At 62.9% G+C, this 22,025-nt stretch carries 25 protein-coding genes; 20 read left to right on the forward strand and 5 right to left on the reverse strand.

Annotated features, from left to right (window positions below):
- Positions 1–305 precede the first annotated feature (305 nt).
- Positions 306–1,376, forward strand: coding sequence for a HAMP domain-containing sensor histidine kinase (locus G9463_RS08630; RefSeq protein WP_165896477.1), 1,071 nt, complete (start codon positions 306–308; stop codon positions 1,374–1,376).
- A gap of 19 nt (positions 1,377–1,395) precedes the next feature.
- On the opposite strand, the gene G9463_RS08635 is transcribed toward G9463_RS08630, so the two are convergent.
- Complete coding sequence (locus tag G9463_RS08635; protein WP_165896478.1) at positions 1,396–1,827, reverse strand: SRPBCC family protein; 432 nt, start codon at positions 1,825–1,827, stop codon at positions 1,396–1,398.
- Positions 1,828–1,887: 60 nt separating this feature from the next.
- Between G9463_RS08635 and G9463_RS08640 the strand changes: the two genes are divergently transcribed.
- The 5 genes from G9463_RS08640 to G9463_RS08660 all read left to right on the forward strand — a co-directional run bounded on the left by G9463_RS08640 (position 1,888) and on the right by G9463_RS08660 (position 7,328).
- Positions 1,888–2,790, forward strand: coding sequence for an ABC transporter ATP-binding protein (locus G9463_RS08640; RefSeq protein ID WP_004962357.1), 903 nt, complete (start codon positions 1,888–1,890; stop codon positions 2,788–2,790).
- A complete protein-coding gene (locus G9463_RS08645; RefSeq protein ID WP_165896479.1) occupies positions 2,791–4,800 on the forward strand; it encodes an ABC transporter permease in 2,010 nt (669 codons plus the stop codon).
- Positions 4,793–5,881: an ABC transporter permease gene (locus G9463_RS08650; RefSeq protein WP_165896480.1), complete on the forward strand. Its 1,089-nt coding sequence runs from the start codon at positions 4,793–4,795 to the stop codon at positions 5,879–5,881. The genes G9463_RS08645 and G9463_RS08650 overlap by 8 nt, the downstream gene beginning before the upstream one ends.
- A gap of 43 nt (positions 5,882–5,924) precedes the next feature.
- A complete protein-coding gene (locus G9463_RS08655; RefSeq protein WP_165896481.1) occupies positions 5,925–6,902 on the forward strand; it encodes an aldo/keto reductase in 978 nt (325 codons plus the stop codon).
- Positions 6,903–7,034: 132 nt separating this feature from the next.
- On the forward strand, positions 7,035–7,328 hold the full coding sequence (locus G9463_RS08660; protein ID WP_011223047.1) for a hypothetical protein: 294 nt from the start codon (positions 7,035–7,037) through the stop codon (positions 7,326–7,328).
- 7 nt (positions 7,329–7,335) lie between these two features.
- On the opposite strand, the gene G9463_RS08665 is transcribed toward G9463_RS08660, so the two are convergent.
- Entirely contained in the window at positions 7,336–7,836 is a 501-nt protein-coding gene (locus tag G9463_RS08665; protein ID WP_165896482.1) for a macro domain-containing protein, read from the reverse strand.
- 119 nt (positions 7,837–7,955) lie between these two features.
- Here G9463_RS08665 and G9463_RS08670 point away from each other — a divergent pair, with 119 nt between their 5' ends.
- From G9463_RS08670 to G9463_RS08725, 12 genes are all read left to right on the forward strand, one after another.
- Complete coding sequence (locus tag G9463_RS08670) at positions 7,956–8,660, forward strand: YqjF family protein (RefSeq protein ID WP_165896483.1); 705 nt, start codon at positions 7,956–7,958, stop codon at positions 8,658–8,660.
- Positions 8,661–8,681: 21 nt separating this feature from the next.
- The gene (locus G9463_RS08675; RefSeq protein ID WP_004962383.1) at positions 8,682–9,356 is read left to right on the forward strand and encodes a DUF2071 domain-containing protein; all 675 of its coding nucleotides are present in this window, start codon (positions 8,682–8,684) and stop codon (positions 9,354–9,356) included.
- An 80-nt stretch (positions 9,357–9,436) separates the two neighbouring features.
- Entirely contained in the window at positions 9,437–10,822 is a 1,386-nt protein-coding gene (locus G9463_RS08680; protein WP_004962385.1) for a response regulator, read from the forward strand.
- A gap of 36 nt (positions 10,823–10,858) precedes the next feature.
- Entirely contained in the window at positions 10,859–11,653 is a 795-nt protein-coding gene (locus G9463_RS08685) for an HAD-IIA family hydrolase (RefSeq protein ID WP_004962387.1), read from the forward strand.
- Positions 11,654–11,719: 66 nt separating this feature from the next.
- Entirely contained in the window at positions 11,720–12,310 is a 591-nt protein-coding gene (locus G9463_RS08690) for a DJ-1/PfpI family protein (RefSeq protein WP_004962389.1), read from the forward strand.
- A gap of 227 nt (positions 12,311–12,537) precedes the next feature.
- Complete coding sequence (locus G9463_RS08695) at positions 12,538–12,762, forward strand: zinc ribbon domain-containing protein (RefSeq protein WP_004962392.1); 225 nt, start codon at positions 12,538–12,540, stop codon at positions 12,760–12,762.
- 11 nt (positions 12,763–12,773) lie between these two features.
- Complete coding sequence (locus G9463_RS08700) at positions 12,774–12,935, forward strand: hypothetical protein (RefSeq protein WP_004962397.1); 162 nt, start codon at positions 12,774–12,776, stop codon at positions 12,933–12,935.
- Positions 12,936–13,093: 158 nt separating this feature from the next.
- Positions 13,094–13,342 carry an MTH865 family protein gene (locus tag G9463_RS08705; RefSeq protein WP_004962398.1) on the forward strand — a complete coding sequence of 83 codons (249 nt, stop codon included), beginning with the start codon at positions 13,094–13,096 and terminating at the stop codon, positions 13,340–13,342.
- A 128-nt stretch (positions 13,343–13,470) separates the two neighbouring features.
- Complete coding sequence (locus tag G9463_RS08710) at positions 13,471–13,620, forward strand: hypothetical protein (RefSeq protein ID WP_004962400.1); 150 nt, start codon at positions 13,471–13,473, stop codon at positions 13,618–13,620.
- Between the two features lie 80 nt (positions 13,621–13,700).
- On the forward strand, positions 13,701–14,393 hold the full coding sequence (locus G9463_RS08715; protein WP_004962401.1) for a metal-dependent transcriptional regulator: 693 nt from the start codon (positions 13,701–13,703) through the stop codon (positions 14,391–14,393).
- Complete coding sequence (locus tag G9463_RS08720) at positions 14,390–15,097, forward strand: TMEM165/GDT1 family protein (RefSeq protein WP_127013378.1); 708 nt, start codon at positions 14,390–14,392, stop codon at positions 15,095–15,097. The genes G9463_RS08715 and G9463_RS08720 overlap by 4 nt, the downstream gene beginning before the upstream one ends.
- Positions 15,098–15,157: 60 nt before the next feature.
- Positions 15,158–15,556 carry a hypothetical protein gene (locus G9463_RS08725; protein WP_011223055.1) on the forward strand — a complete coding sequence of 133 codons (399 nt, stop codon included), beginning with the start codon at positions 15,158–15,160 and terminating at the stop codon, positions 15,554–15,556.
- 75 nt (positions 15,557–15,631) lie between these two features.
- Here the strand turns inward: G9463_RS08725 and G9463_RS08730 are convergent, their stop codons facing one another.
- From G9463_RS08730 to G9463_RS08740, 3 genes are read right to left on the reverse strand one after another with little or no spacing between them, the layout of a single operon-like run.
- The gene (locus tag G9463_RS08730) at positions 15,632–16,606 is read right to left on the reverse strand and encodes a metal ABC transporter permease (RefSeq protein WP_011223056.1); all 975 of its coding nucleotides are present in this window, start codon (positions 16,604–16,606) and stop codon (positions 15,632–15,634) included.
- Positions 16,603–17,400 carry a metal ABC transporter ATP-binding protein gene (locus G9463_RS08735; RefSeq protein ID WP_165896484.1) on the reverse strand — a complete coding sequence of 266 codons (798 nt, stop codon included), beginning with the start codon at positions 17,398–17,400 and terminating at the stop codon, positions 16,603–16,605. The genes G9463_RS08730 and G9463_RS08735 overlap by 4 nt, the downstream gene beginning before the upstream one ends.
- Before the next feature lie 8 nt (positions 17,401–17,408).
- Entirely contained in the window at positions 17,409–18,494 is a 1,086-nt protein-coding gene (locus G9463_RS08740) for a metal ABC transporter substrate-binding protein (RefSeq protein ID WP_165896485.1), read from the reverse strand.
- A 154-nt stretch (positions 18,495–18,648) separates the two neighbouring features.
- On the opposite strand from G9463_RS08740, the gene G9463_RS08745 reads away from it, so the two are divergent.
- Together G9463_RS08745 and G9463_RS08750 are read left to right on the forward strand one after the other, a co-directional pair.
- The gene (locus G9463_RS08745; RefSeq protein ID WP_165896486.1) at positions 18,649–19,239 is read left to right on the forward strand and encodes a winged helix-turn-helix transcriptional regulator; all 591 of its coding nucleotides are present in this window, start codon (positions 18,649–18,651) and stop codon (positions 19,237–19,239) included.
- A 129-nt stretch (positions 19,240–19,368) separates the two neighbouring features.
- Entirely contained in the window at positions 19,369–22,002 is a 2,634-nt protein-coding gene (locus G9463_RS08750; RefSeq protein WP_165896487.1) for a heavy metal translocating P-type ATPase, read from the forward strand.
- Positions 22,003–22,025 lie beyond the last annotated feature (23 nt).

A 22,025-nucleotide genomic window follows, 5' to 3' on the forward strand; every position in this document is an offset into this window, starting at 1 on the left:
GTTTGACTAGCTGCCGACACTGCTCAACGAAGTCGAGGAGATCGACTTCCATAGCCAGAATTGATTTCCTCGGCTTCGTCCTTCTAACCCGTGATAACCGCCGATTAGATCGCTATTCAACGCGGCAGTAAATGCACGTCTCACAAACAAATGCGGAAGTGACACACCCAGATCGCCTCTCAGACCGCCTGCCAGCGCTTATTCAGGGAGTCGGGTTTTTCCTCCTCCTCGGAGGTGTGGGTAACTATTTTTATTTTTCTGACGCTGGACTGCCGGCCCTTTTGACGGCAGATTTCGTGGTCAGTATGCTGGCAGTTGTGCCGTTTGCAGCAGCGATCATCGTCGGCGGGTTCTGGCTCGACAACTCGAAGATTGACACGGACCAGTATCGGCGTATCGGGGTCTGGTTCGCTGGCGGACTGGTCGCTTTTTTGTTGTTGAATGTGGTGATGATTTTCACCTGGCCGACGGGGTCGCTGGGTGAAGACATCGGCTGGGCACTGTTCGCGGCTGTCGTCGGCGGCGCTGGCGGCCTTGTGATGGGTATCTTCGAGGCACGTGCGATATCCCGGGCTGTCGAGGCCGAGCGGCAGCGACTCCAACGGGAGGCCATCGAGCAGCGCAACGAACGGCTCGACGAATTCGCCGCCGTTGTGGCACACGACCTCCGGAACCCGCTCAACGTCGCGTCTGGGCAGGTCGAACTCGAACGAATGGACCGCGACTCGGAGCACCTGCAGGCGGCTGCAACAGCGATGGACCGGATGGAAACGCTCATTGACCGGACGCTAACGCTGGCCCGGAGCGGGCACGTCATCAGCGATACGGAGACCGTTGCTCTCGCAGAACTGGTCGACGGCTGCTGGGAGGCCGTGCCGACGATGGATGGGACGCTAGAAAACGAGGTAACAGCCGTCATCGACGCTGACCCGGATCGGCTCCGTCACCTGTTCGAGAACCTGTTTCGGAACGCCGTGGAACATGGTTCCACAGGCAGTCAGACGGAGTCCGACGACAGTGTCGAGCACGGGTCCACGGGCAGGCAGTCACCGTCAGCGGACACTCTCGAACGTGGCAGTGTTGACCTGACGGTCCGTGTCGGCGAGATGGCTGGTGGGTTTTACGTCGCCGATAACGGCTCCGGAATCCCGCCCGCCAAGCGTGATGCAGTGCTTGACGACGGCTACACCACCACTGACGGCGAAGGCGGGCTCGGACTGGCAATCGTCCAGCGCATTGTCGAAGCCCACGGCTGGGAAATCGACATAACTGAAAGCGACGAGGGCGGGACACGCTTTGAAATCACGAACGTCACGAAAACACCTCGCTCCGACGAAGACACCGACACGCGCTCGAAGACACCGATTCAGCCCTGATGCTCGGCGCGGTCGCTGCTTACGCGTCGCGTTGTTGTGCCAGAGTGGCGATCCGCTGGCACGCTCGGGCACACACCGGGGCGTAGCCAGTTGCCAGCGGGGGAATTTCGAACCCGACGACGGAGCCACCGGCCCGTTCTTCGACGAAGTGTCCAGTCGCCGGAAGCCGTGCGACGGTCCACGTCCAGCGGTACGGCGTACATGCCGTCACTTCAAACGGGAGCCACACCGCACCAGCAACGCGAACGCGGCCGGTCGTCCCATCGTCGATATACCGGGTCGCTGTTTCGACGGCTGTGACAGACGGCCCCCAGTCTGCCCAGCAGTCGGTGTCGGTCAGGATATTCCACACGGTGTCGACCGACGTGTCGGCGTCGTGCCGGACGACCAGGCGCCGTCCGTCCGGTGTTTTTTCAAGCGAAACGCTGCTCGTTCCCAGTTCGAGTGCCATTATCAGAAGCAATAGGCCGGAGCCAAGGTATAGGTTAGTTCACTCGTAATCAATCGGCAGATGATTGACGCCCGTGATATTCGGAAGGAGTACGGCGGTTTCGTCGCTGTACAGGGCAGTTCGTTTTCAGTCGACCGCGGCGAAGTGTTCGGTATCATCGGGCCAAACGGGGCCGGCAAGACAACGACGCTAAAGATGCTTGCGGGCCTGCTGGAGCCGACGAGCGGCTCCGCCGAGATAGCGGGACTCGATACCGAAACCGCGGAGATGCGCCAGCAGCTGGGCTTTCTGCCCGAGGAATCGCCGCTGTACGAGGAGATGACGCCGATCTCCTACCTGAAATTCTTCGCCGACCTCTACGACGTGGACCCGGACGTGGCCGAGGAACGGATGCACGACACGCTGGACGAACTCGAACTCGAACACCGCGACCGAAAGCTCGGCGATATGTCCAAGGGGATGAAACGGAAGGTCGCCATCGCTCGCTCCCTTATCAATGACCCTGACGTGCTTATTTACGACGAGCCGGCGTCGGGGCTGGACCCGTTGACGACGAACTACGTTATCGAGTTCACGGAGCAGTTGGCAAAGGAAGGCAAGACCATCGTCTTCTCGGCGCACAACCTCTTTCACGTCGAATCTATTTGTGACCGGGTCGTCATCATGAACGAGGGCGAAATCGTCGCCCGCGGCGACCTCGAAGAACTCCAGGCCGAGTACGGCCACACGCGGTATCACGTCTACACGACAGTCGACGTGCCCGACGCAGTACAGGAGAACGGGTCGTACAAGCGGGTCGTCGAGAGCATGGACGCCGTCGAAGCGACGCGAGAACAGGCGGAGTCAAACGGCGGTGACGTGGTCGACATACGAACGGAGGAATCCAGTCTGGAGGAGGTGTTCCTCAACGTCGCTGAGGCCGGCACTCGCGGCACGCGGTACGTCGAGGAGGACGCGGAGTAGATGCAACTCGACAAGCTCCTGCGCGTCGCGAAGTGGGAGGTGACAAAAAACGCCGGCGGTGTCGACAAGCGGACCATCGTCGTGATGGCGCTGTCCCTCGTTGCGATGGGCGCGGTCGCCGCGATAGCCGTCAGTGGCGGCACCGGTGCGGGGATGGACGACGGCATCTACCGGATCGGCGTTGACGACGACAGTCCATACTACGGCGTCGCGGCCGATGATTCGACCTTCGATATCCGTGAGCCGGACCCAGCAGCCATCGAACGACGCCAGCAGGAACTCCTGTATCGGGGGATACGGCTTCAGAACGTGCCACAGACAGCCAAAGAGCGGGCTGCGCTTACCGAACTCCGCGACAGCACGGCGCAGTACAACGACCGGACGCTCGCTCGGGACGACAACCAGACCGCCGCGTTCCCCGTTTCTGTGACGCTTGTCTACGAGCAACAGTCGGGGGGCAGCCAACTCGACCCCCGGAGCGGCGACAGCAGTGACGGGTCTGGCTCCTCGGACGGCGGCACCAGTGTCGCCGATGAGGGAGAGACGAGTGCTCCGAGCGGGAGCGATTCGGACACCAGTGGCAGTACTGGAACGGGCGACGGCAGCAGCGATGATAGCGACGGAAGCAATGGCGATAGCTCGGCAACGGGCGATGACAGCGATAGCAGCGGTAGCAGCCAAGAGACCGTCGACAGCAATGTGAGCACCAGCGGCTCGGTCGCGAGCGGTGACGGCGGAACCGCCGGTGGCAGCGGCGCAAACCTCGGCGCTATCGGCGCGCGGCTGACCGGCGACGTGCAGGGTGGCACTCCCTCCGATATCTCGCCGCCGTTCCCCTTCGAGTCGCTCGTGCTTGCCTTCCTCTACATCGTGCCGATGAACTTCGTTATTCAGGCCTACGGCTCGTCGATGCTCTCGGAACGCTTGAACCGCCGCGGTGAACTCCTGCTGGTGACGCCGGCCTCGCGGGGCGACATCATCGGCGGCAAGACGCTCCCGTACCTCGCGGGCGCTGTCGGCGTGGCGGCGCTCATCACCGCGGCGCTACGGTTCGGGAACATCGCGCCAGCGGGGAGTTACGTCGCGGTGCTGGCGGTGGTCCCGCTCGTCGTCCTCTTCCTCTCGGCGACGTTCTGCGGGGCGATGTTCGCCCGCTCGTTCAAGGAACTCACCTTCGTGACGGTGACCATTACGGTGACGCTGACCTCCTACGCGTTCGTTCCGGCCATCTTCACCGACGTGACACCGATTGCGCTCATCTCGCCGCTGACGCTTGTCGTGCTCGACCTGACTGGCCAGTCCGTCGGGCTCTCGTCGTTCGTCTTCTCGACGACACCGCCGCTCCTGACCGGACTGGTGCTGTTCGGTCTGGGGGCCGGTCTCTACCGAGAAGAAGATATGTTCACTCAGCGGCCGATTCCGCTGAAGGTGCTCGATGCGCTGGCTGGTGGTATCAACTCCCGCCGGAGCGCGTTAAAGATGAGTATCGTCCTGTTGCCGCTGGTCATCGTCGCCGAACTGGCGGCCATCGCGTTCCTGTTCGTTCTCGACTCGGTGTCGCTGAACGTCTTCGGGACGAATCAGTCGCTCGGCATCGTGCTCGTGCTCGGCGTCATCGTCGTCATCGAGGAACTGGCAAAGAGCCTGCACGTCTACGCCGGCTACGAGCACGCCCGCTACGAGCGGACGCTCCGGTCGGCGCTCGGCATCGGTGCGCTCTCCGGACTCGGCTTCTTTATCGGGGAGAAAGGGCTGCTTATCGCCAGGCTGTCAGACCTTGAGAGCCTGCCTATCGGCGAAGCTGCCCTGCAGGGCGCAACGTTGCCCGCCGGCCTGCCGCTGTGGGTTGCAGGGCTCCTGTTCTTGCTCCCGCTGGCGCTGCACACGGTGACAGCAGCCATCTCATCGGTTGGCGCGAGCCGCGGGCGACGGGCCTACGTCGCTGCGCTAACTGTGGCTATCGTCGTCCACTTCGCCTACAACTTCACGGTGGTGAGCACCCTTGTCTGAGGACCGCCCCCTCTGGCGCGACCCGCGGGTCGTCATAGCCCGGCGGGATATCCGGTCGCTCTCCCGCGAGAAGACTATCGTGCTGGCGTTGCTCATTCAGCTGTTCGTCGCGGGGTTCTCCTCGTTCCTCGTCGTCGGCCTCACGTCGCTGTACGACCCCAGCTCGGTCGCAGCCGGCGAGGTGGAGATGGCCGTCACCGGCGACGCCCGCGAGGAGTTGGAGGCCGCGGCCGCTGAACAGGACGGGACCAGCGTCACCGCCTTCGAGAACGAGGCCGCCGCACAGCGGGCGTTCGACCAGCGACGGGTAGATGCGATATTGCGCGGCCAGTACGTGCCGTCAACGAGCGGGCCGGGGGAGCAGATAGCAGTCACTGCCACCGTCCCCGAAGGGAGCATCCGGTCGACGCTTATTGTCGTCGAAGTGCGTCGGGTCCTGAGCGCCCTAGAGCGTCAGGAGCGACTGGAGCGGACGCCGTATCTCGACCAGCCGCCCGTGCCGCTCCCGGACACCGTCAGCGCGAGCCAGTACTTCGGGTTCACCTACACCATTCTGATTCCGCTGCTCCTGTTCCTCCCGCCGTTCATCAGCGGCTCGGTGGCCGTCGACACCGTTACCGAGGAACTCGAACGTGGGACGATGGAACTGCTCCGTGTGGCCCCGGTGTCGCTGCTCGACATCATTGACGGAAAGGCGCTCGGGATGGTGTTGCTTGCCCCTGCACAGGCTCTCATGTGGCTTGCGCTGCTGTCGACGAACGGTATCGCCGTCTCGAACCCGGCGGCGATTCTGCTATTCCTCACGGCAGTCACCGTCGTTGTCGTGACGCTCGGGGTCGTGCTGGGCATCACGCTCCAGAACCGTCGCCCGGCGCAGTTACTGTTCTCCGTGCTTACCCTCGTGCTCTTTGGCGGAGCCGTACTCCTCCCGGAACACCCGGCAACGACGGTGGCGAAGCTTGCGGTCGATAGTCCAACCCTACTGACCTACAGCCACGTCGGCGGGGCGGTCCTGCTGGCGGTTGCCGGCTACGCCGTCGCCAGAGTGTACATCGGGCGAGTCGCAGCCGAATCACTGTAACCGACGGCGAACTTTTTTCGCCAGCGCGGACGCGAGTCCGAGCATGGAGTACACGACACTCGGGTCGACTGGCATGGAGGTCAGCCGGCTCTGCCTGGGCTGTATGAGTTTCGGCACCTCAGAGTGGCGCGACTGGGTGCTCGACGAGGACGAGAGCCGCGAGGTCATCGAGCGAGCCATCGACCTCGGCATCAACTTCTTCGATACGGCCAATATGTATTCGATGGGCGAGTCCGAGCGCGTCCTCGGGACCGTTCTCGATGACTACGACCGCGACGGGCAGGTCGTGGCGACGAAGGGGTACTTCCAGATGGACGAGGACAATCCTAACTCCGGCGGGCTCTCGCGGAAGGCCATCGAGCAGGAACTGTCGAACTCGCTTTCCCGGCTCGGGATGGACACCGTCGACCTCTATCAGACCCACCGCTGGGATTACGACACACCCATCGAGCAGACGCTCCGGGCGCTGGACGACGCCGTCCGGCGGGGACAGGCGCGGCACGTCGGCGCGTCGTCGATGTGGACCCACCAGTTCGCGGATGCGCTCCGGACGAGCGAGCGCGAGGGGCTGGAGCGGTTCGAGACGATGCAGAACCACTACAATCTGCTGTACCGCGAGGAAGAACGCGAGATGCTGCCGCTGTGTGACAAAGAGAACGTCGGCGTCATCCCGTGGAGTCCGCTGGCCCGGGGCTATCTCACCCGGCCGCACGAGCAGGTCGAGGAGACGGTTCGGGGCGAGACGGACGAATACGCCCGCGAACACCCCTACTACGAGGGCAACGGCCGCGAGGTCAACGAGCGCGTACAAGAGTTGGCCGACGAGTACGATGCCTCGATGGCACAGATAGCGCTGGCATGGGTGCTCGACAAGGAGTGGGTCGACGCACCGATTATCGGGACAAGTAGCCTCGAACACCTCGAAGAAGCGGTTGCAGCGCTCGAAATCGACCTCTCAGAGAGCGACGTGGAGTGGCTGGAGGCCCCCTACGAGGCGGTTCGGGTGTCAGGCCACGAATAATACTGTCGGCTGTCCGCCCGTGGGAGTTTCGCCGCCCCAAGCGAGTGTCCTGAAACGGGTACAGACAGCGGTTTATCCCGGCGAAATTGTTAAGACACAGTAAAATCAAACCTAGCTTGAGGGAAGGTAACAATGACCAACGCTCGGGGGCCGAGCAGCGAGACACTCGAGGAGACGGCGGGCGGTGACGCCTGCGTTTGCTCGATAGGCAATGCAGCCGAACACTACATGACCGGGATACTGGGGCTCGTCGCGACGCTCATCGTCGGTCTGCAGGCCTATCCGTGGCTACAGTCTGTCGCCGATACCACGTCGTATCTCGGGCCGACGTGGCTGGTGTTTAGCTTCGCCGCGATATGGCTCGTCTGCTGGATCGCACTGGAAGTCGCCTGGGAGTGGCGTGCTGGGCGCGTCCACCTGTTGTGACAGACAGTCAGTTGCGAACGCCAGCCGCGACGCGTTGCATCCCTTCGAAGTCGTCGTCGGAGTAGGCGATGAGTCGCACGTCTGTCAAGGATTCGGGCTGATACTCCTCGATGACAGCACAGATGATGTCGATACCTTCCTCGAAATCGAACCCAGCGATGCCACAGCCGATGGCCGGGAAAACGACTGATTCACAGTTTAGCGCGTCTGCTTCAGCCAGTACATTTCGGGTTGCGTTGCGGATGCTTTCAGCGGTTGACTGACCACCCGGTGGCATCGCGGCGGCGTGGATAACGTACTCGGCGTCGAGGTCGTAGGCATCGGTCGTGGCGACACCGCCGAGGTCGACCGGGCCTTTCGCGACGGCCTCGTCGTTCAGGCCCGACCCGGCCGCACGCTTGAGCGCCCCCGCGACGCCGGAGCCCATCCGCAGGCTCGTGTTCGCCGCGTTGACCAGTGCGTCCGCCGACTGTGCAGCGATGTCGCCCTGAATCACCTCGAACTCCATATGCGATGCTGGGAGCGGCACTGTCAAAATTTTAGTGCCGCCGCGACCGGCCGCACCTATTGGTATCTGTCACCGCTCCCCACGACAGGCAGAAACCTGTCTGGTCCCTACAGACAGACATGGACCTGCTGACGATGACGTGGCGGGACGTGGGGTTCATGCACTGGCCGGTCGAGCCAGACAGTGTCCAGTCGACGCTGCCGGACGGGCTCGATGTCGACACGTACGACGGGCAGGCATGGCTCAGTGTAGTCCCGTTCCAGATGGCGGACATCAGACCGCGAGGCAGTCCAGTCGGGCGGTCCTTCGGCGAACTGAACCTCCGGACCTACGTGGTCGCCGACGGGACACCGGGGGTGTACTTCTACAATCTCGACGCCGACGACCGCCTCAGCGTGACGCTGGCCCGACGGCTGTTCCAGCTGTCCTACTACCAGGCGTCGATGCAGGTCCGGACCGACGGCGACAGCGTCGAGTTCCGGAGCCGGCGGACCAGTTCGCGGGCCCCACCGGCGGATTTCCACGCCACCTACGAGCCGACTGAGCCGCCGTCGACACCCGAACCGGGCTCGGTGGAGTCGTTCCTGGTGGAGCGGTACCGCTTCTATGCCGCGAGCGACGACGGGACGGTGTACTACGCCGACATCGACCACGACCCGTGGCCGCTTCAGCGCGGGCAGGCAGATATTCGGACGAACGGGCTGTTCGCCGCGTCGGGGTTCGACAGGCCCGACGGCGACCCGCTCGTTCACTACTGCGCCGAGATACCGGTGACTGCGGGGCGGCTCCACCGGCTCGACGGGGTCGCCCAGTACACTGATTAGCGTGTCGCCCCCAGTGACTGTGTGGTCGCCCTCCGTCCGCTGCAGGTCACGTTAGACGACGTGTGCTTCTGTCACTGGCCGGTCTCCGAGGCAGCGGTACGAGCGGCAGTTCCCGACTGGCTCACCGTCGAGACGGCCGATGGCGACGCCTGGGTGTCGGCCGTCGTGGCGACTGTCGACCGCGTCGAGACGTTTGGTATCGAGGTCGCCGGGCCGTCTGAGTTGCTCACGGTTCGGACCTACGTCCGCGGCCCAACCGGTCAGCGCGGGGTCTGCGTGCTCGGGCTGTTCGGTGACGACAGGCGGACGGCGACAGCGGTCTCCGAACTGTTTCGTATCACAGTGGGAGATGCCGTCCCGCGGATGCTCTCAACGGCTGACCGTCGCCGGGTCCTTGATGCCGGCAACAGGCGGCTGTTCGAGTGCCGGTACACAGCCGGTGGTGACCCAGTGGCTATCCCGCCGGACTCGCTGGCCTCGTTCCTCGTCGACCGGCAGCGTTACTTCACAACGGGACGCTTTGGGACACGGCTCGTCGGCAGCGTCGGCCACGACCCGTGGCGACTCGACCGCGTTGACGCCACTGTGACCGGGTCTGTACTCTCACTAGTTGACATATCGGCCCGTAACTCGGACCCACTGGTTCATCACAGTCCTGCGCTTCGAGTGTCAATTGCCCCACCGGTACCGCCATAGCCGGGACCAGCGGGCAACCTAGCTCCCTTGAAATATAAGTACGGACAGACCGTTGGGGGGATAAGGACCTTGCCGCCCATATGACATCTGAAACTAATATACGGACGCTTGTTGTTGACGATAGCGATTTTTTCGCAGAGATGACCGCTGATACGCTCACGCAACAACACGACATTGAGTCCGTCGCTGCAAACAGCGCCGCGGAAGCGCTGGAACGGCTCGAGGGGGGCGGGTTCGACTGCGTCGTCAGTGACTACGAAATGCCCGAAATGGACGGGCTGGAGCTCCTTGAGGCGATCAGAGAGACAAACCCGTCTATCCCGTTCATTCTCCTGACCGGGCGAGGAGACGAGGAGACAGCGAGCGCGGCTATCGCGGCGGGCGTCGCCGACTACCTCCTGAAACTCGAAGTCGTCGAAGACAAACAGTACGGTCGGCTGGCAAACCGGATCGAGAACGTCGTCTCACAGGAGCGAACCCGCAAGAAGTTCGAATCGCTTGTGTCGGACTCACCAGACGGTATTGTCCACCTGACGACTAACGGAACCATCCTCTCAGTGAACCCTTCGATGGCAGGCAGGCTGGGTGCTGACCCCGATACGCTCGTCGGCCAGCAACTGAGTGCGGTGATGGACAGCGAGGCGGCCAACCAGCGTCTCGAAGCCGGGAAAAGCGCGGTCGAAAACGGGACTGCGACACGCTCCGAGGACGCTGTCGGAGGCCGACATTACCACAACCAGTATATCCCTGTCGACAGCCATCGCAAGTCAGATACCTTCCAGCTGGTCTCACGCGATATCACTGAACGTGTCGAGCGTCAGCGCGAACTGGAGCGCCAGAACGACCGACTCGAGGAGTTCGCCAGCGTCGTCAGCCACGACCTGCGGAACCCGCTGAATGTCGCTCAGGGCGCGGTCGACTTGCTCGGAGAGCCCGCCGATAGCGAGGAGGCCGAACTGGTCGCCAAGATCGACCGGTCGCTGGACCGGATGGGCTGTATCATCGAGGACGTACTCACACTGGCGCGGCAAGGCCAGACCGTCAGTGATCCACAGGAGACGGAGCTATCGACGCTGGCGTCGACCGCGTGGACCTGGATCGAGGCCGAACAGGCATCCATGTCGGTCGCGTCGAGCACGAAACTCGCCGCCGACAGTGGGCGTGCGCAGGACCTGCTGGCGAACCTGTTCCGGAACGCCATCGAACACAACGACGGCGACGTCGAAATCGAGATCGGATTACTGGAGTCCAACGACGGCTTCTACATCGCAGACAACGGCGAAGGTGTCGAAGGCGACGCCGAGGACGTGTTCGAGATGGGCTATTCCTCGACGAAGGACGGAACCGGGTTCGGCCTGGCTATCGTCGAACAGGTCGCTGAGGCCCACGGCTGGGAAGTGTCACTGACCGAGAGCGACAGCGGCGGGGCGCGTTTTGAGGTGTCGAGCGTCGAACTACACGACTGAGACGGACTTTTTACTGCCGGGTCCCCAGTAGTGGTAATGACAGTTGCGGGGGCTATCATCGACCTAGACGGAACGGTGTACCACGGAGACACGCTGTTGCCGGGCGCGGCGTCGGCAATTGATGTGTTCAGAGAGCGTGGCCTGGGAATCTGCTTTTTTTCGAACAACCCCATCCACGACGGGAGCGAGTACGTCGAGCGATTGCGTGGGCTGGGTGTCGACGCCCGTGAGGGTGAGGCCTGTTCCTCTGGCGTTGTCACCCGCGAGTACCTCAACGGGTCCCATGCGGGTGACGACGTGTTCGTCATCGGGAGTGACCCGCTCCGCAGTATGGTCACGGGGACAGAGGCACGGCTGGTCGAGGACCCCGCTGAGACCGACGTGTTGCTGGCCTCCTGGACGGATGGCTTCCACTACCACGACATGGTTGACGCGCTCCGGGCCATCGACGAGGAAACCGTCTTCCTCGGGACTGACCCGGACCGGACGTTCCCCGGCGAGGACGGCGACCCGGTCCCCGGTTCCGGGGCGATAATCAACGCCGTTGCCGGCGTCATCGAGCGGGATCCGGACCGGATACTCGGCAAGCCATCGGAGATTGCCGTTCAGGCGGCGCTGGAACGGCTGGACTGTGCCCCAACAGAGTGTGTTATTATCGGCGACCGACTGGAGACAGACATCGCGATGGGCGAGCGGAACGGCATGACGACCGTTCTCGTCCGGACCGGCGTGTCCAACGAGCGGTCACTGGAACGGAGCGCCGTAACGCCCGACTACGTCATCGACTCGCTGGGAGACATCGAAGAAGTGCTGACGTCGCTCGACGTGTGACAAAGAGTTGGTAATTCACCTGCGACTTTATTTTGACGGCGACCGTACCTTGCAGTGGTGTTTCCAATGGGCAAAGACATCCTCATGATCGCCGGTGACTTCGTCGAAGACTACGAAATAATGGTGCCGTTTCAGGCACTACAGATGGTTGGCCACGAGGTCGACGCGGTGTGTCCCGACAAAGCGGCCGAGGAGACAGTCAAGACAGCGATACACGATTTCCGCGGCGACCAGACCTACATGGAGTCCCGCGGCCACGACTTCGTCCTGAACGCGACGATGGCCGACGTAAATCCCAGTGACTACGACGCACTCGTCGTTCCCGGCGGGCGTGCCCCCGAATATCTCCGGACGTACGACGAGGTGCTGGATGCAGTACAGCACTTCTTCGAGGAGGACAAACCGGTCGCAGCGCTGTGTCACGGTCCGCAGATTCTCGCCGCCGCCGACGTGCTCGACGGCTACGAGATGACGTCGTACCCGGCCTGTCGCGCCGAGTGTGAGGCCGCCGGGTGTTCGTGGGTCGACGAAGTGGTCACCGACGGCAACCTCGTCACCGGGCAGGCCTGGCCCGACCATCCCGAGTGGCTTGCGCAGTTCATGACGCTCCTTGGCGACGACGTGTCCCACGGCGAGCCGATTCCCGCTGACGACTGAGGCCACAGAAGTTTGGTGGGATTCATAACAAACAAATAACGTGGGCGTTTCCCTCCGTTGAGGCGGGTGGGAACTGGCATAGTGCACCATTACGTTCGCCCGCCTCGTTTTCAGCGCTTATAGAATATGATAGATACTAGTAACTGGTTGTGACGACCGGCAGGGAGCCACGGACGTGTCACAGTGGCACCAGATTTGTTATGCTGGGGAGAGAACAGTTGCGTGTAATGCCCTCCGACACACATTCCACTGATGACCGCGGCTGTCCGAAGTGTGGTCACACCGGCACTGACGTGGGTAGCATCTCGACCACGGGCGGCGGCCTCTCGAAGATGTTCGATATTCAGACCAACCAGTTTCAGGTCGTCACGTGTACAAACTGCGGCTACTCGGAGCTGTACCGTGACACCGGGTCTGGCGGGAGCGACCTGGCAGACATCTTCCTCGGCTAACGATGCCTGCCATGACCGGGCTGTTCCTCGTGGTCGTGTTGCTCGCGGTGGCCGCACCGCTGGCCCTGTACGCGCTGGTTCGAAGCGAGCACGACCAACGCGTCGAGACGGACCGTGAGACCGCCGAACGGCTTGCTCGGCGCGATACAGACGACGAAAGTCGCGTCCGGTGAGTACTTGGGATATCCCATCGACTGTAGGCGTGGGTTGTTCAGACATCGGGACTGTACCACGAGGGTCCAGAACGTCGCAGGCCACGAATAAACTCCAAACAATGGGAAAGTGTACCGATGTCGAACCTTTTATCATAATACTCCCACAACGTCCGACCATGGTTGACAGAGAAGACCTCCGCTCACAGTTCGTTGAGGCGTTCGAGGAAGCAGACTACCCGATATCCAGTCCGATGGACCTCGTCCCGGCACTTCCGGGCGGTCCGTCGACGAAGTTCGAGTCCGGCGATTTCTCGATGACAGCGATGGAACTGAACACGAAGCTCAACGGGGAGTTCCCGTACGAGAGTGTCGACGACTTCGTCGACGACGTCATGGCTTCGCTCGAAGACCAGGACCTCATCTGACGGGCCACACTGGCTCTCGGCCGTTTTACCGGTTTCACGCGATAACTCGCGAGAGTCCCGGACGAACGAGTCGCTAGCCGTTCCGGCGTACCCTTGAGGTTTATCAGGGCAACGTCCCTAGTCAATGTATGGTCGGCTTGCCGGGGATTGAGACGCTTGTTCAGACGTTCGGACCGTTTCTCATCCCCGCAACGCTGTTCGTTCTGGGTGCCATCGGCTATCTGTTCCTGTGGCTGCTGACCCGGAACCGACGCGAAACGTACGCTGCCGACGAGTGACAGCGGGCAGCCAAATGTGGACGGCGCACAATGTTGTTGGAACCGCCAATTTTTTGGGTTAGATTCGTCTAATTTGGTGTATGCTGAGTGCCAAGATGGAGGATTATCTGAAGGCTATCTATCGCCTTGAGCGGGACGGCGACCCGCCGATTGCTCCGTCTACTATCGCCGAGATGCTGGACGTTACGGCACCGACGGTCACCAGTATGGTCGAGAAGCTGGCTGACCGCGGGCTGGTCGAACGCGAGAAGTACAAGGGCGTGCAGACAACGCCGGAAGGCGAGACGGTGGCGCTGGAGATTATCCGCCACCACCGCCTGCTTGAGACGTTTCTCACCGAGCAGCTGGGGTACGACTGGGCCGAGGTCCACGAGGAAGCGGAGGTGCTCGAACACCACATCAGCGAGGAGTTCGAGCGACGGGTCGCGGCAGTCCTCGACGAACCGGAGTTCGACCCCCACGGGGACCCGATTCCCAGCGACTCGCTGGACCCCATCGACGACGAGTCCGCGACGGCGCTGTCAGAACACGGCGAAGGGGGGCGACTTGAAGTTGCACGGGTCCGGGACCGTGACCCCGACGAACTCACGTATCTCTCCGACGCCGGCATCACGCCGGGGACCGTGCTGACTATCGAGGAGGTCGCCCCCATCGGGATGGTGACAGTCCAGCTGGAGAGCGGGTCGTCGGTGTCGCTCCCGGACCACATCGCCGATGCGATTCAGGTCCGCGCACCGGATACGCAGGGCGAAGACGGAGTGAGCCAGGCGTGAGCGACGCGACGTGGCTGACAGTGGTCGCGATAGCGGCCGGTGCGCAGTTGGCGGTCCTCCCCGGCGAGAAGGTCCAGTTCATCATCGCCGGCCTGTCGACGCGGTTCAACCCGTTCCTCGTCGTCAGTGCCGCGGGCACCGCCTTCGCCGGCTGGACGGCACTGGAGATCTGGTTCGGCTCCGCGATCACGTCGGTACTGCCGGGAATCGTTCTCGAAAGCCTCACCGCCGGGATGTTCCTGCTGTTCGCGATACTACTGCTCCGCAGTGCCCCGGCAGCCGGCGCAGAGCAACAGGAGCCTGCGTCCGGCTTCACCACTGACGGCGGACAGCTAGACGTTCGCGTTCCCGTCGTCGACTGGCAAGTACCGAACAAGCTCGGCGGCTTCCTCCCAATCTTTGCGATGATGGCCTTCGGCGAGTTCGGCGACAAGACTCAGCTCATTACAATCACGCTCGCCGCCCAGTACAGCGCCCACGCCAGCGCTATCTGGACCGGTGAGATGCTCGCCATCATTCCGGTGAGCCTCGCCAATGCGCTGTTTTTCCATCGGTTCGCCCATCGGTTCAACCTGCGGAAAGCTCACTTCGTCGGCGCAGGGCTGTTCCTGTTTTTCGCCGCGGACTTCGCCCTGAGCGTGACGATGGGGGTCTCGCTGTGGGAAACGATGGTCTCATCCATCGCGGCGCAGGTGGGCGCCTGAGACGAACGGCTGATTTGAGCGACAGAAGACTTTTCCAGAACGGCTGAACAGTTCCGAGTAATGCCCTCCAGACGTAGCGTTCTCACAGCAGGAACACTCGTTGCACTCTCGGGCTGTGCAGCACTCAGTCCTGCGAGCGCTCGACTCGCTGGCGTACGGCTAACGAACACCGGTTCGGCGACACGTACGTTCGAATTCACGGTCACGGTCGACAGTGAGACGATGTACGAGGAGACACATACTGTGAGGGCCGCGGAGGACGGTGCAACCGTGGAGTTGGACGATACGCTGCCGGACAGACAGGGCAAGATAACGATAGCGACGGCCATCGCCGGGACCGATATTTCAGAGGAGACAACGTTTGATGATAACAACTGTTACGATGTCATTGTCGAGTACACCGCTGACAACGTCGTCCACTGGCAGAGCGGGCGCAGCGACTGTGACGCATTCCAGTGACTCGCTCATCGGCCAGCGTTTCGTCGCCAGCCGTGGCTCCCGGTTGCAATCATCAACTTCAGTCGAGAAAGTCGTTCAGTCCTGGCTGATAGTGTCGAGTTCTCGCGTTTCATCCGGCGCGCCTGTCTGTCGGACTTTCCCGGCAAAGACCGAGAGGACGTAGATTCCCACTGCGACGAGAACGATGACGCCGCCGGCTGTCGCACCGGCGTAGTACGAGATACCGATACCGAGCAGGACGGCCAGTTCAGCCAGTACAATCGAGACCAGCAGTGATTCCGAGAAGCTCCGGGACACCTGTGTCGCGCCGGCGACCGGGACGACCAGCATGGCCGCGACGAGGATGACGCCCATGATCTGCATCGCGCCGACGACGACGAGCGCCGTCAGCATCACCATAATCCGGTTGTACCAGGCGACCGGGAGCCCGGCGACGGCGGCGGCGGTCTCGTCGAACGTGACGTACAGCAACTGATTGCGGGTGAGCGCGACCGTCCCAACGATGACGCTGAACAGCCCGAGCATGATGACCGCATTCTCGGCGGACACCGTCGAGAGGTTGCCAAAGAGGTACTGATTGATACCGACGGCCAGACCGCCAGCGTTGAGACTGATGAGGACCGTCCCCAGCGCGAACCCCGTCGAGAGGACAATCGCCATCGACACGTCGTTGTAGGCGTCGGTCGCCTCGGAGATGAGTTCGATAAGCAACGCCGCGATGACAGCCACGACGACGGCGGTGAGATACGGCGAAACACTCAGTTCGAGGACGGCGTTGAGAAACAGCCCGACAGCGACGCCAGCGAAGGCTGTGTGGGCGAGTGCGTCCCCGATGAGGGCGAGCTGGCGGTGGACGAGAAAAGTCCCGATTAACGGTGCGATGACGCCGACACACAGCCCAACCAGTATCGCCCGGTACATGAACGTGTACTCTGGATTGATGAGGTCCAGTCCGGTCAGCTGGTAGAGTAGTGCCAGAAGCCAGTACCACACTTCGAGAATCGGGAGGAACGCCTCGTAGACGCCGCCAGCAGCAAACGCAAGCGTCATCGGTTACCTCCGGTCAGCGACTGCGCACCCGTCCCGAACGCTCTGGCCAGCGCCGCACTGTCGGTGAATTCCGCCGATGGCCCGTCGAAGTATATCTCGCGGTTCAGGCAGATAACGCGCTCCGCGTGTTCGATGACGGCCTGAAGATCGTGTTCGATGAGCAGGACAGTGATGCCCTCGGCGTGGAGCGATTCGAGCAGTCCGTAGAAGGCGTCGACCGATTCGGTATCCACGCCGACGGTCGGTTCATCCAGAACGAGCAGGTCAGCCTCACCTGCGAGCGCCCGGGCGATGAACGCCCGCTGGCGCTGCCCGCCGGAGAGCTGGGTGATTCGCCGGTCGGCGAACCCCGACATCCCGACGGTATCGATGGCCCTGTCGACGATACGCCAATCGGCCGCGGAGAGACGCCCGAACCCGACGTGTGGGAACCGGCCCATCTTGACCACTTCGCGGACCGTTATGGGCATCTCCCGGCTCGTCCCGGCACGCTGTGCGACGTAGCCGACTCTGGCGCCGTCGTCGAACGCCGTTGCGTCGACGCCGAACAGCTCTGCAGTCCCGGCATCGGGCTCCAGCAGGCCGAGCAGCAACTGCATGAGCGTCGACTTGCCGGAGCCGTTCGGGCCGACCACGGCGACGTACTCCCCGGCGTCGATACTGGCACTGATGTCTTCGACGACGGGCGTGGACGTGTACCCGAACGACACGTCCGCGAGTTCGACGACAGATGGCTGGCTCTCGTTCGATTCGGTCGGCGCTTCGTCGGCATCGTCTCTGTGTTGTGAACACATTGTCGGTTTCATTCGAAGTTCCGCCAGGTCTCGCTCCAGCCGTCGGGGCCCGCGTCTGCAGGTGCCGTGTTGCCCAGAACGACCTCGAACGTCGGCATATTTATCTGGTAGGCGATTTCCTCGTACCCCCAGCCGTTTTCGACCCACTCCTCACGGACGCCAGCATACGGCGTCACGGGGTAGTAGGCTTCGACTGGTGTCTCGGCGAGGAGCTGCTTTGCAGGCTTGCGCGTCTCGAAGACACCGGCCCCAATGTACCGGATGTCATTGTCCTCGATGACCGCTTTCGCTTCGGTGATGTCCGAGGGCTTCACGTCACCGCTGGCAGCGAGGTTGACCACGAGCGGGCGCATCTCGACGCCGTAACGCGAGCCGATGTACTGGAAAGCGTTGTGCGCCGCAAGCTGGACCACGTTCCTGTCGGCCCGGTCGAAAATATCGGCGTAGTCCGCGTCGATGCGGTCGAGAACGTCCGCGTTGTACGTCTCGGCGTTGTCCCGGAGCGTATCTTCGGCGTCCGGTGCGAGCGCGACCAGCCCCTCGGTAATATTGTTGACCGACTGTTTCGCGCGTTGCGGGTCGAGCCAGAAGTGGGGGTCGCTGGCTCTGTTCTGTCCGACACCCTCTTCGTCGCGGTCGAGACTCGCCGCGAGCGATTCGAGTTCGATACCCTCACGGACGTTGATGAGTTCGGTATCGACGTTGTCGTCTTCGAGGGTCTGAATCGCGCGGTCAGCCCATGGCTGGAAGTCCGGGCCGACGTGAATGAACGCGTCCGCGTCGATGATATCTCGCGTGATCCCAGCGTCCGGTTCCCAGCCGTGGCCGTGCAGTCCAGTCGGAATGAGGTTCTTGACCGTTATCGGCGTCCCGCGGGCGACCTTTCGAGCAAAGTCATAGAAACTGAAAAACGACGCAACCGCGACCGGTCCGTCCGCACCACTGGTGCTGTCGCTGCTATTCGTTGCCGCTTCCGTCCCGCCGCCGGTCAGACAGCCGGCAAGGCCGGACGCAAGGACCCCCGCCCCGGCACTGAGTGCCTGCCTGCGGGTGACCCTACACGACTTATCGTCACAGGGTTGGTTAGTTTCCATGTGTTGCTTGCTGTCGGGAAAGGGTATAATAGTTCCCCTCTAATCAGAGTATTAGACTAATCTAATAAGGCAGGTCACTTGTGGCTGAAATCTACTCGGTGTCACAGACACGAGCGGACACAACACATAAACCGGCGCTCGAAGTTGGTCCGATATGCCCGGACTCGACGACACGGACCACGAAATCCTCCGGTTGCTGCTCGAAGACGCGAGGCGACCATACAGCGACATCGCCGAACGAGTTGACCTCTCGGCCCCTGCAGTTTCGGACCGCGTCGACCGACTCGTCGAAATGGGACTGATACAGGGGTTTACTGTCGATGTCGACCGCTCGCTGTTACAGGCCGGCGTGCCGGTCCTGATCGAGATAGATGCAAAGCCGGGTCGGGCCGCCGATATCGCCGAGTCGGTCAGCGACGCAGACACCGTCGAGCGGGTCTATCGAACTGCCGGCGGCCGAGTCGTGCTCGCGGCGACCGTTCCTCAGGCCGACGCGAGCGAACTCCTCGCCGAACACGTCGACCTCGGGGACGTGGACCGCTACGAGGTGCGGATGATTGCGGACAGCGAGTGGACCGCCGGGCTAGGTGCGGCGGAGTTCGCGCCCGACTGTGCGGAGTGTGGCAACACCGTCGATGAAGAAGGCGAGCAGCGCACACTCGACGGAGAGCGATACTACTTCTGCTGTGGGTCCTGTGCAGGGCGATTTGTCGACCAGTACAAGTCGCTGAAAGACAGTGCCTAAACTACGATAGTCCCTTTTGATTGCTGACTTTCCGGCGGTGGGAGTTTGGATACCAACCTAATAGTCTGCTTTGAGATTCGAATCAAAGGGACAAACCGCATGAATACGGAGGACGTACAATGAAACAAGATGAGTAACCGGACCACTCGGCTCGAACTGACGGGGATGAGCTGTGCCAACTGCGCGGGCACTATCGAGGAGTCGGTGGGCGAGCTGGACGGGGTCTCGTCCGTCGACGCGAACTACGCTACCGACGGGGGGAGCGTCGAGTACGACCCTGACGTGGTGTCACTGGCTGATATCGTCGCCGCCGTCGAAGACGCTGGCTACGGTGTGGCGACGGAGACGGTGACCGTCGGCATCACCGACATGTCGTGTGCGAACTGTGCAGACGCCAACGAGGAGGCGCTGGAAGGGACCGCGGGCGTCATCGACGCCAGCGTGAACTACGCCACCGACGAAGCCCAGGTCACCTACAACCCGGCCGACGTGTCGCGTGCGGACCTCTACGACGCTATCGAATCCGCCGGCTATACACCCGTAAGGGAGGACAGTAGGAGTGCAAACGGCGATGGCGACGATGGTGAGCAGTCCGGCGCTGACCGCCGTGCCGCCGCGCGCAACGAGGAGACGCGCAGACAGCTCCGGCTCACGCTGTTCGGAGCGGTGCTGTCGGCCCCGCTCTTGCTGTTCATGGCGGACCACCTGTTCTCGCTCGGCCTCGTCGGCGAGACGGTGCTGGGAGTGCCACAGGGCTGGGTTGCGTTCGCGCTGGCGACGCCGGTCCAGATACTGCTGGGCAAGCCGTTCTACGAGAATTCCTACAAGGCGCTGGTCAACAACGGGCGGGCGAACATGGACGTGCTCATCGCACTGGGTTCCTCGACAGCGTACGTCTACTCGGTGGCTGCGCTGTCCGGCCTCATCGCGAGCACGGGGCTGTACTTCGACACGGCCGCGCTGATCCTCGTGTTCATCACGCTCGGAAACTACCTCGAAGCCCGCTCGAAGAGCCAGGCCGGAGCCGCCATCCAGCAACTGCTTGAGATGGAGGCTGACACGGCAACGGTCGTCCGCGAGGACGGCAGCGAGGAAGAGATTCCCATCGACGAGGTCGGGGTCGGCGACCGGCTGAAAGTCCGGCCCGGGGAGAAGATTCCGACGGACGGCGTCGTCGTTGACGGCGATTCGGCGGTCGACGAGTCGATGGTGACCGGCGAGTCGGTCCCGGTCGAGAAAGGTGAGGGCGACGAAGTCATCGGCTCGACGGTGAACCAGAACGGCGTCCTCAAAGTCGAGGCGACGAAAATCGGCTCGGAGACGGCTATCCAGCAGATAGCAGAGCGGGTCCGGCAGGCCCAGTCGCGCCAGCCCGACATCCAGAACGTCGCCGACCGCATCTCGGCGTACTTCGTCCCGGCGGTCATCGGCAACGCCGTCCTCTGGGCGGTGCTGTGGGCGGTCGCGCCGGAGACGCTGGCTGCAGTCGTCGACGCGCTCCCGCTGTGGGGGCTGGCCGCGGGCGGCCCGGCCGGCGTTGGCGTGAGCGAGTTCGCTATCGTCGTGTTCGCGTCTGCCGTCCTGATTGCCTGTCCCTGCGCGCTGGGGCTGGCGACGCCCGCGGCGACGATGGTCGGGACGGCTATTGGCGCGCGCAACGGCGTCCTGTTCAAGGGGGGCGACGTGCTCGAACGCGTCCACGAGGTCGACACCGTTGTCTTCGACAAGACGGGGACGCTGACGAAAGGCGAGATGGAACTCACGGATGTGGAGGTTGTCGGTCCTGCGACGGACGGCGGGGCGCTCAAGCCCGAGCGCGAACGGACCGAGGCGTTCGTCCTCGAAGTCGCCGCCAGCGCCGAACACGCCAGCGAACACCCGCTGGCTGAGGCCATTGTCGACGGCGCACGCGAGCGCGGTATCGAAGTCGATGATCCCGACGAATTCGAGAACGTTCCCGGACAGGGCGTGAAGGCGACGACGCGCCACGGTCGCGTCCTCGTCGGCAACCGGAAACTGCTGTCCGAGGCCGGCGTCGACACCGCGCCGGCGGAGGAGCGGATGGACGCGCTCGAACGCGAGGGCAAGACGGCGATGCTGGTCGCGCTGGCCGAAGATGCAGACGATGACGACACCGAGGGCGACAGCGACCCGGACTATCGGCTCATTGGCATCGTCGCCGACGCGGACACGGTCAAAGAATCGGCGAAGGCCGCCGTCAGTGGGCTGCGAGAGCGCGGGCTTGGCGTCTGGCTCATTACCGGCGACAACGGGCGGACTGCCCGCGCTGTCGCTGAGGAAGTCGGAATCGACCCCGACAATGTGATGGCCGACGTGCTCCCGGAGGACAAAGCCGACGCCGTCGATGAACTCCAGAGCGACGGCGACCAGGCGATGATGGTCGGCGACGGCGTCAACGATGCGCCAGCGCTGGCGGCCGCGAGCGTCGGCTGTGCTATCGGTTCGGGGACCGACGTGGCAATCGAGGCCGGAGACGTGACACTGCTCCGGGACGACCCCGCCGACGTGATGAAGGCCATCCGGATCTCCGAGGCCACGCTCCAGAAGATCAAGCAGAACCTCTTCTGGGCACTCGGGTACAACACGGTGATGATTCCGCTGGCCTCGCTGGGACTCCTCCAGCCGGTGCTTGCCGCCGCGGCGATGGCCGCCTCGTCCGTGTCGGTGCTCGCAAACAGCCTCGCGTTCCGCCGGTACACACCTGATTCGGCGTACCGGCTGCTCGGGTTCCTCCGTCGCTGAGCCGTCTCCAGCAGACTCATTTG

The sequence above is a fragment of the Haloarcula sp. JP-Z28 genome (assembly GCF_011440255.1).
Taxonomy (GTDB): Archaea; Halobacteriota; Halobacteria; order Halobacteriales; family Haloarculaceae; genus Haloarcula; species Haloarcula marismortui.

Excerpts from the sequence above, each read along its gene's own strand:
- G9463_RS08630 (WP_165896477.1), top strand. The coding sequence starts at position 306 with ATGCTGGCAGTTGTGCCGTTTGCAGCAGCGATCATCGTCGGCGGGTTC.
- G9463_RS08635 (WP_165896478.1), bottom strand. The coding sequence starts at position 1,827 with ATGGCACTCGAACTGGGAACGAGCAGCGTTTCGCTTGAAAAAACACCG.
- G9463_RS08640 (WP_004962357.1), top strand. The coding sequence starts at position 1,888 with ATGATTGACGCCCGTGATATTCGGAAGGAGTACGGCGGTTTCGTCGCT.
- G9463_RS08645 (WP_165896479.1), top strand. The coding sequence starts at position 2,791 with ATGCAACTCGACAAGCTCCTGCGCGTCGCGAAGTGGGAGGTGACAAAA.
- G9463_RS08655 (WP_165896481.1), top strand. The coding sequence starts at position 5,925 with ATGGAGTACACGACACTCGGGTCGACTGGCATGGAGGTCAGCCGGCTC.
- G9463_RS08660 (WP_011223047.1), top strand. The coding sequence starts at position 7,035 with ATGACCAACGCTCGGGGGCCGAGCAGCGAGACACTCGAGGAGACGGCG.
- G9463_RS08665 (WP_165896482.1), bottom strand. The coding sequence starts at position 7,836 with ATGGAGTTCGAGGTGATTCAGGGCGACATCGCTGCACAGTCGGCGGAC.
- G9463_RS08670 (WP_165896483.1), top strand. The coding sequence starts at position 7,956 with ATGGACCTGCTGACGATGACGTGGCGGGACGTGGGGTTCATGCACTGG.
- G9463_RS08680 (WP_004962385.1), top strand. The coding sequence starts at position 9,437 with ATGACATCTGAAACTAATATACGGACGCTTGTTGTTGACGATAGCGAT.
- G9463_RS08685 (WP_004962387.1), top strand. The coding sequence starts at position 10,859 with ATGACAGTTGCGGGGGCTATCATCGACCTAGACGGAACGGTGTACCAC.
- G9463_RS08690 (WP_004962389.1), top strand. The coding sequence starts at position 11,720 with ATGGGCAAAGACATCCTCATGATCGCCGGTGACTTCGTCGAAGACTAC.
- G9463_RS08695 (WP_004962392.1), top strand. The coding sequence starts at position 12,538 with ATGCCCTCCGACACACATTCCACTGATGACCGCGGCTGTCCGAAGTGT.
- G9463_RS08700 (WP_004962397.1), top strand. The coding sequence starts at position 12,774 with ATGACCGGGCTGTTCCTCGTGGTCGTGTTGCTCGCGGTGGCCGCACCG.
- G9463_RS08705 (WP_004962398.1), top strand. The coding sequence starts at position 13,094 with ATGGTTGACAGAGAAGACCTCCGCTCACAGTTCGTTGAGGCGTTCGAG.
- G9463_RS08710 (WP_004962400.1), top strand. The coding sequence starts at position 13,471 with ATGGTCGGCTTGCCGGGGATTGAGACGCTTGTTCAGACGTTCGGACCG.
- G9463_RS08715 (WP_004962401.1), top strand. The coding sequence starts at position 13,701 with ATGCTGAGTGCCAAGATGGAGGATTATCTGAAGGCTATCTATCGCCTT.
- G9463_RS08725 (WP_011223055.1), top strand. The coding sequence starts at position 15,158 with ATGCCCTCCAGACGTAGCGTTCTCACAGCAGGAACACTCGTTGCACTC.
- G9463_RS08730 (WP_011223056.1), bottom strand. The coding sequence starts at position 16,606 with ATGACGCTTGCGTTTGCTGCTGGCGGCGTCTACGAGGCGTTCCTCCCG.
- G9463_RS08735 (WP_165896484.1), bottom strand. The coding sequence starts at position 17,400 with ATGTGTTCACAACACAGAGACGATGCCGACGAAGCGCCGACCGAATCG.
- G9463_RS08740 (WP_165896485.1), bottom strand. The coding sequence starts at position 18,494 with ATGGAAACTAACCAACCCTGTGACGATAAGTCGTGTAGGGTCACCCGC.
- G9463_RS08745 (WP_165896486.1), top strand. The coding sequence starts at position 18,649 with ATGCCCGGACTCGACGACACGGACCACGAAATCCTCCGGTTGCTGCTC.
- G9463_RS08750 (WP_165896487.1), top strand. The coding sequence starts at position 19,369 with ATGAGTAACCGGACCACTCGGCTCGAACTGACGGGGATGAGCTGTGCC.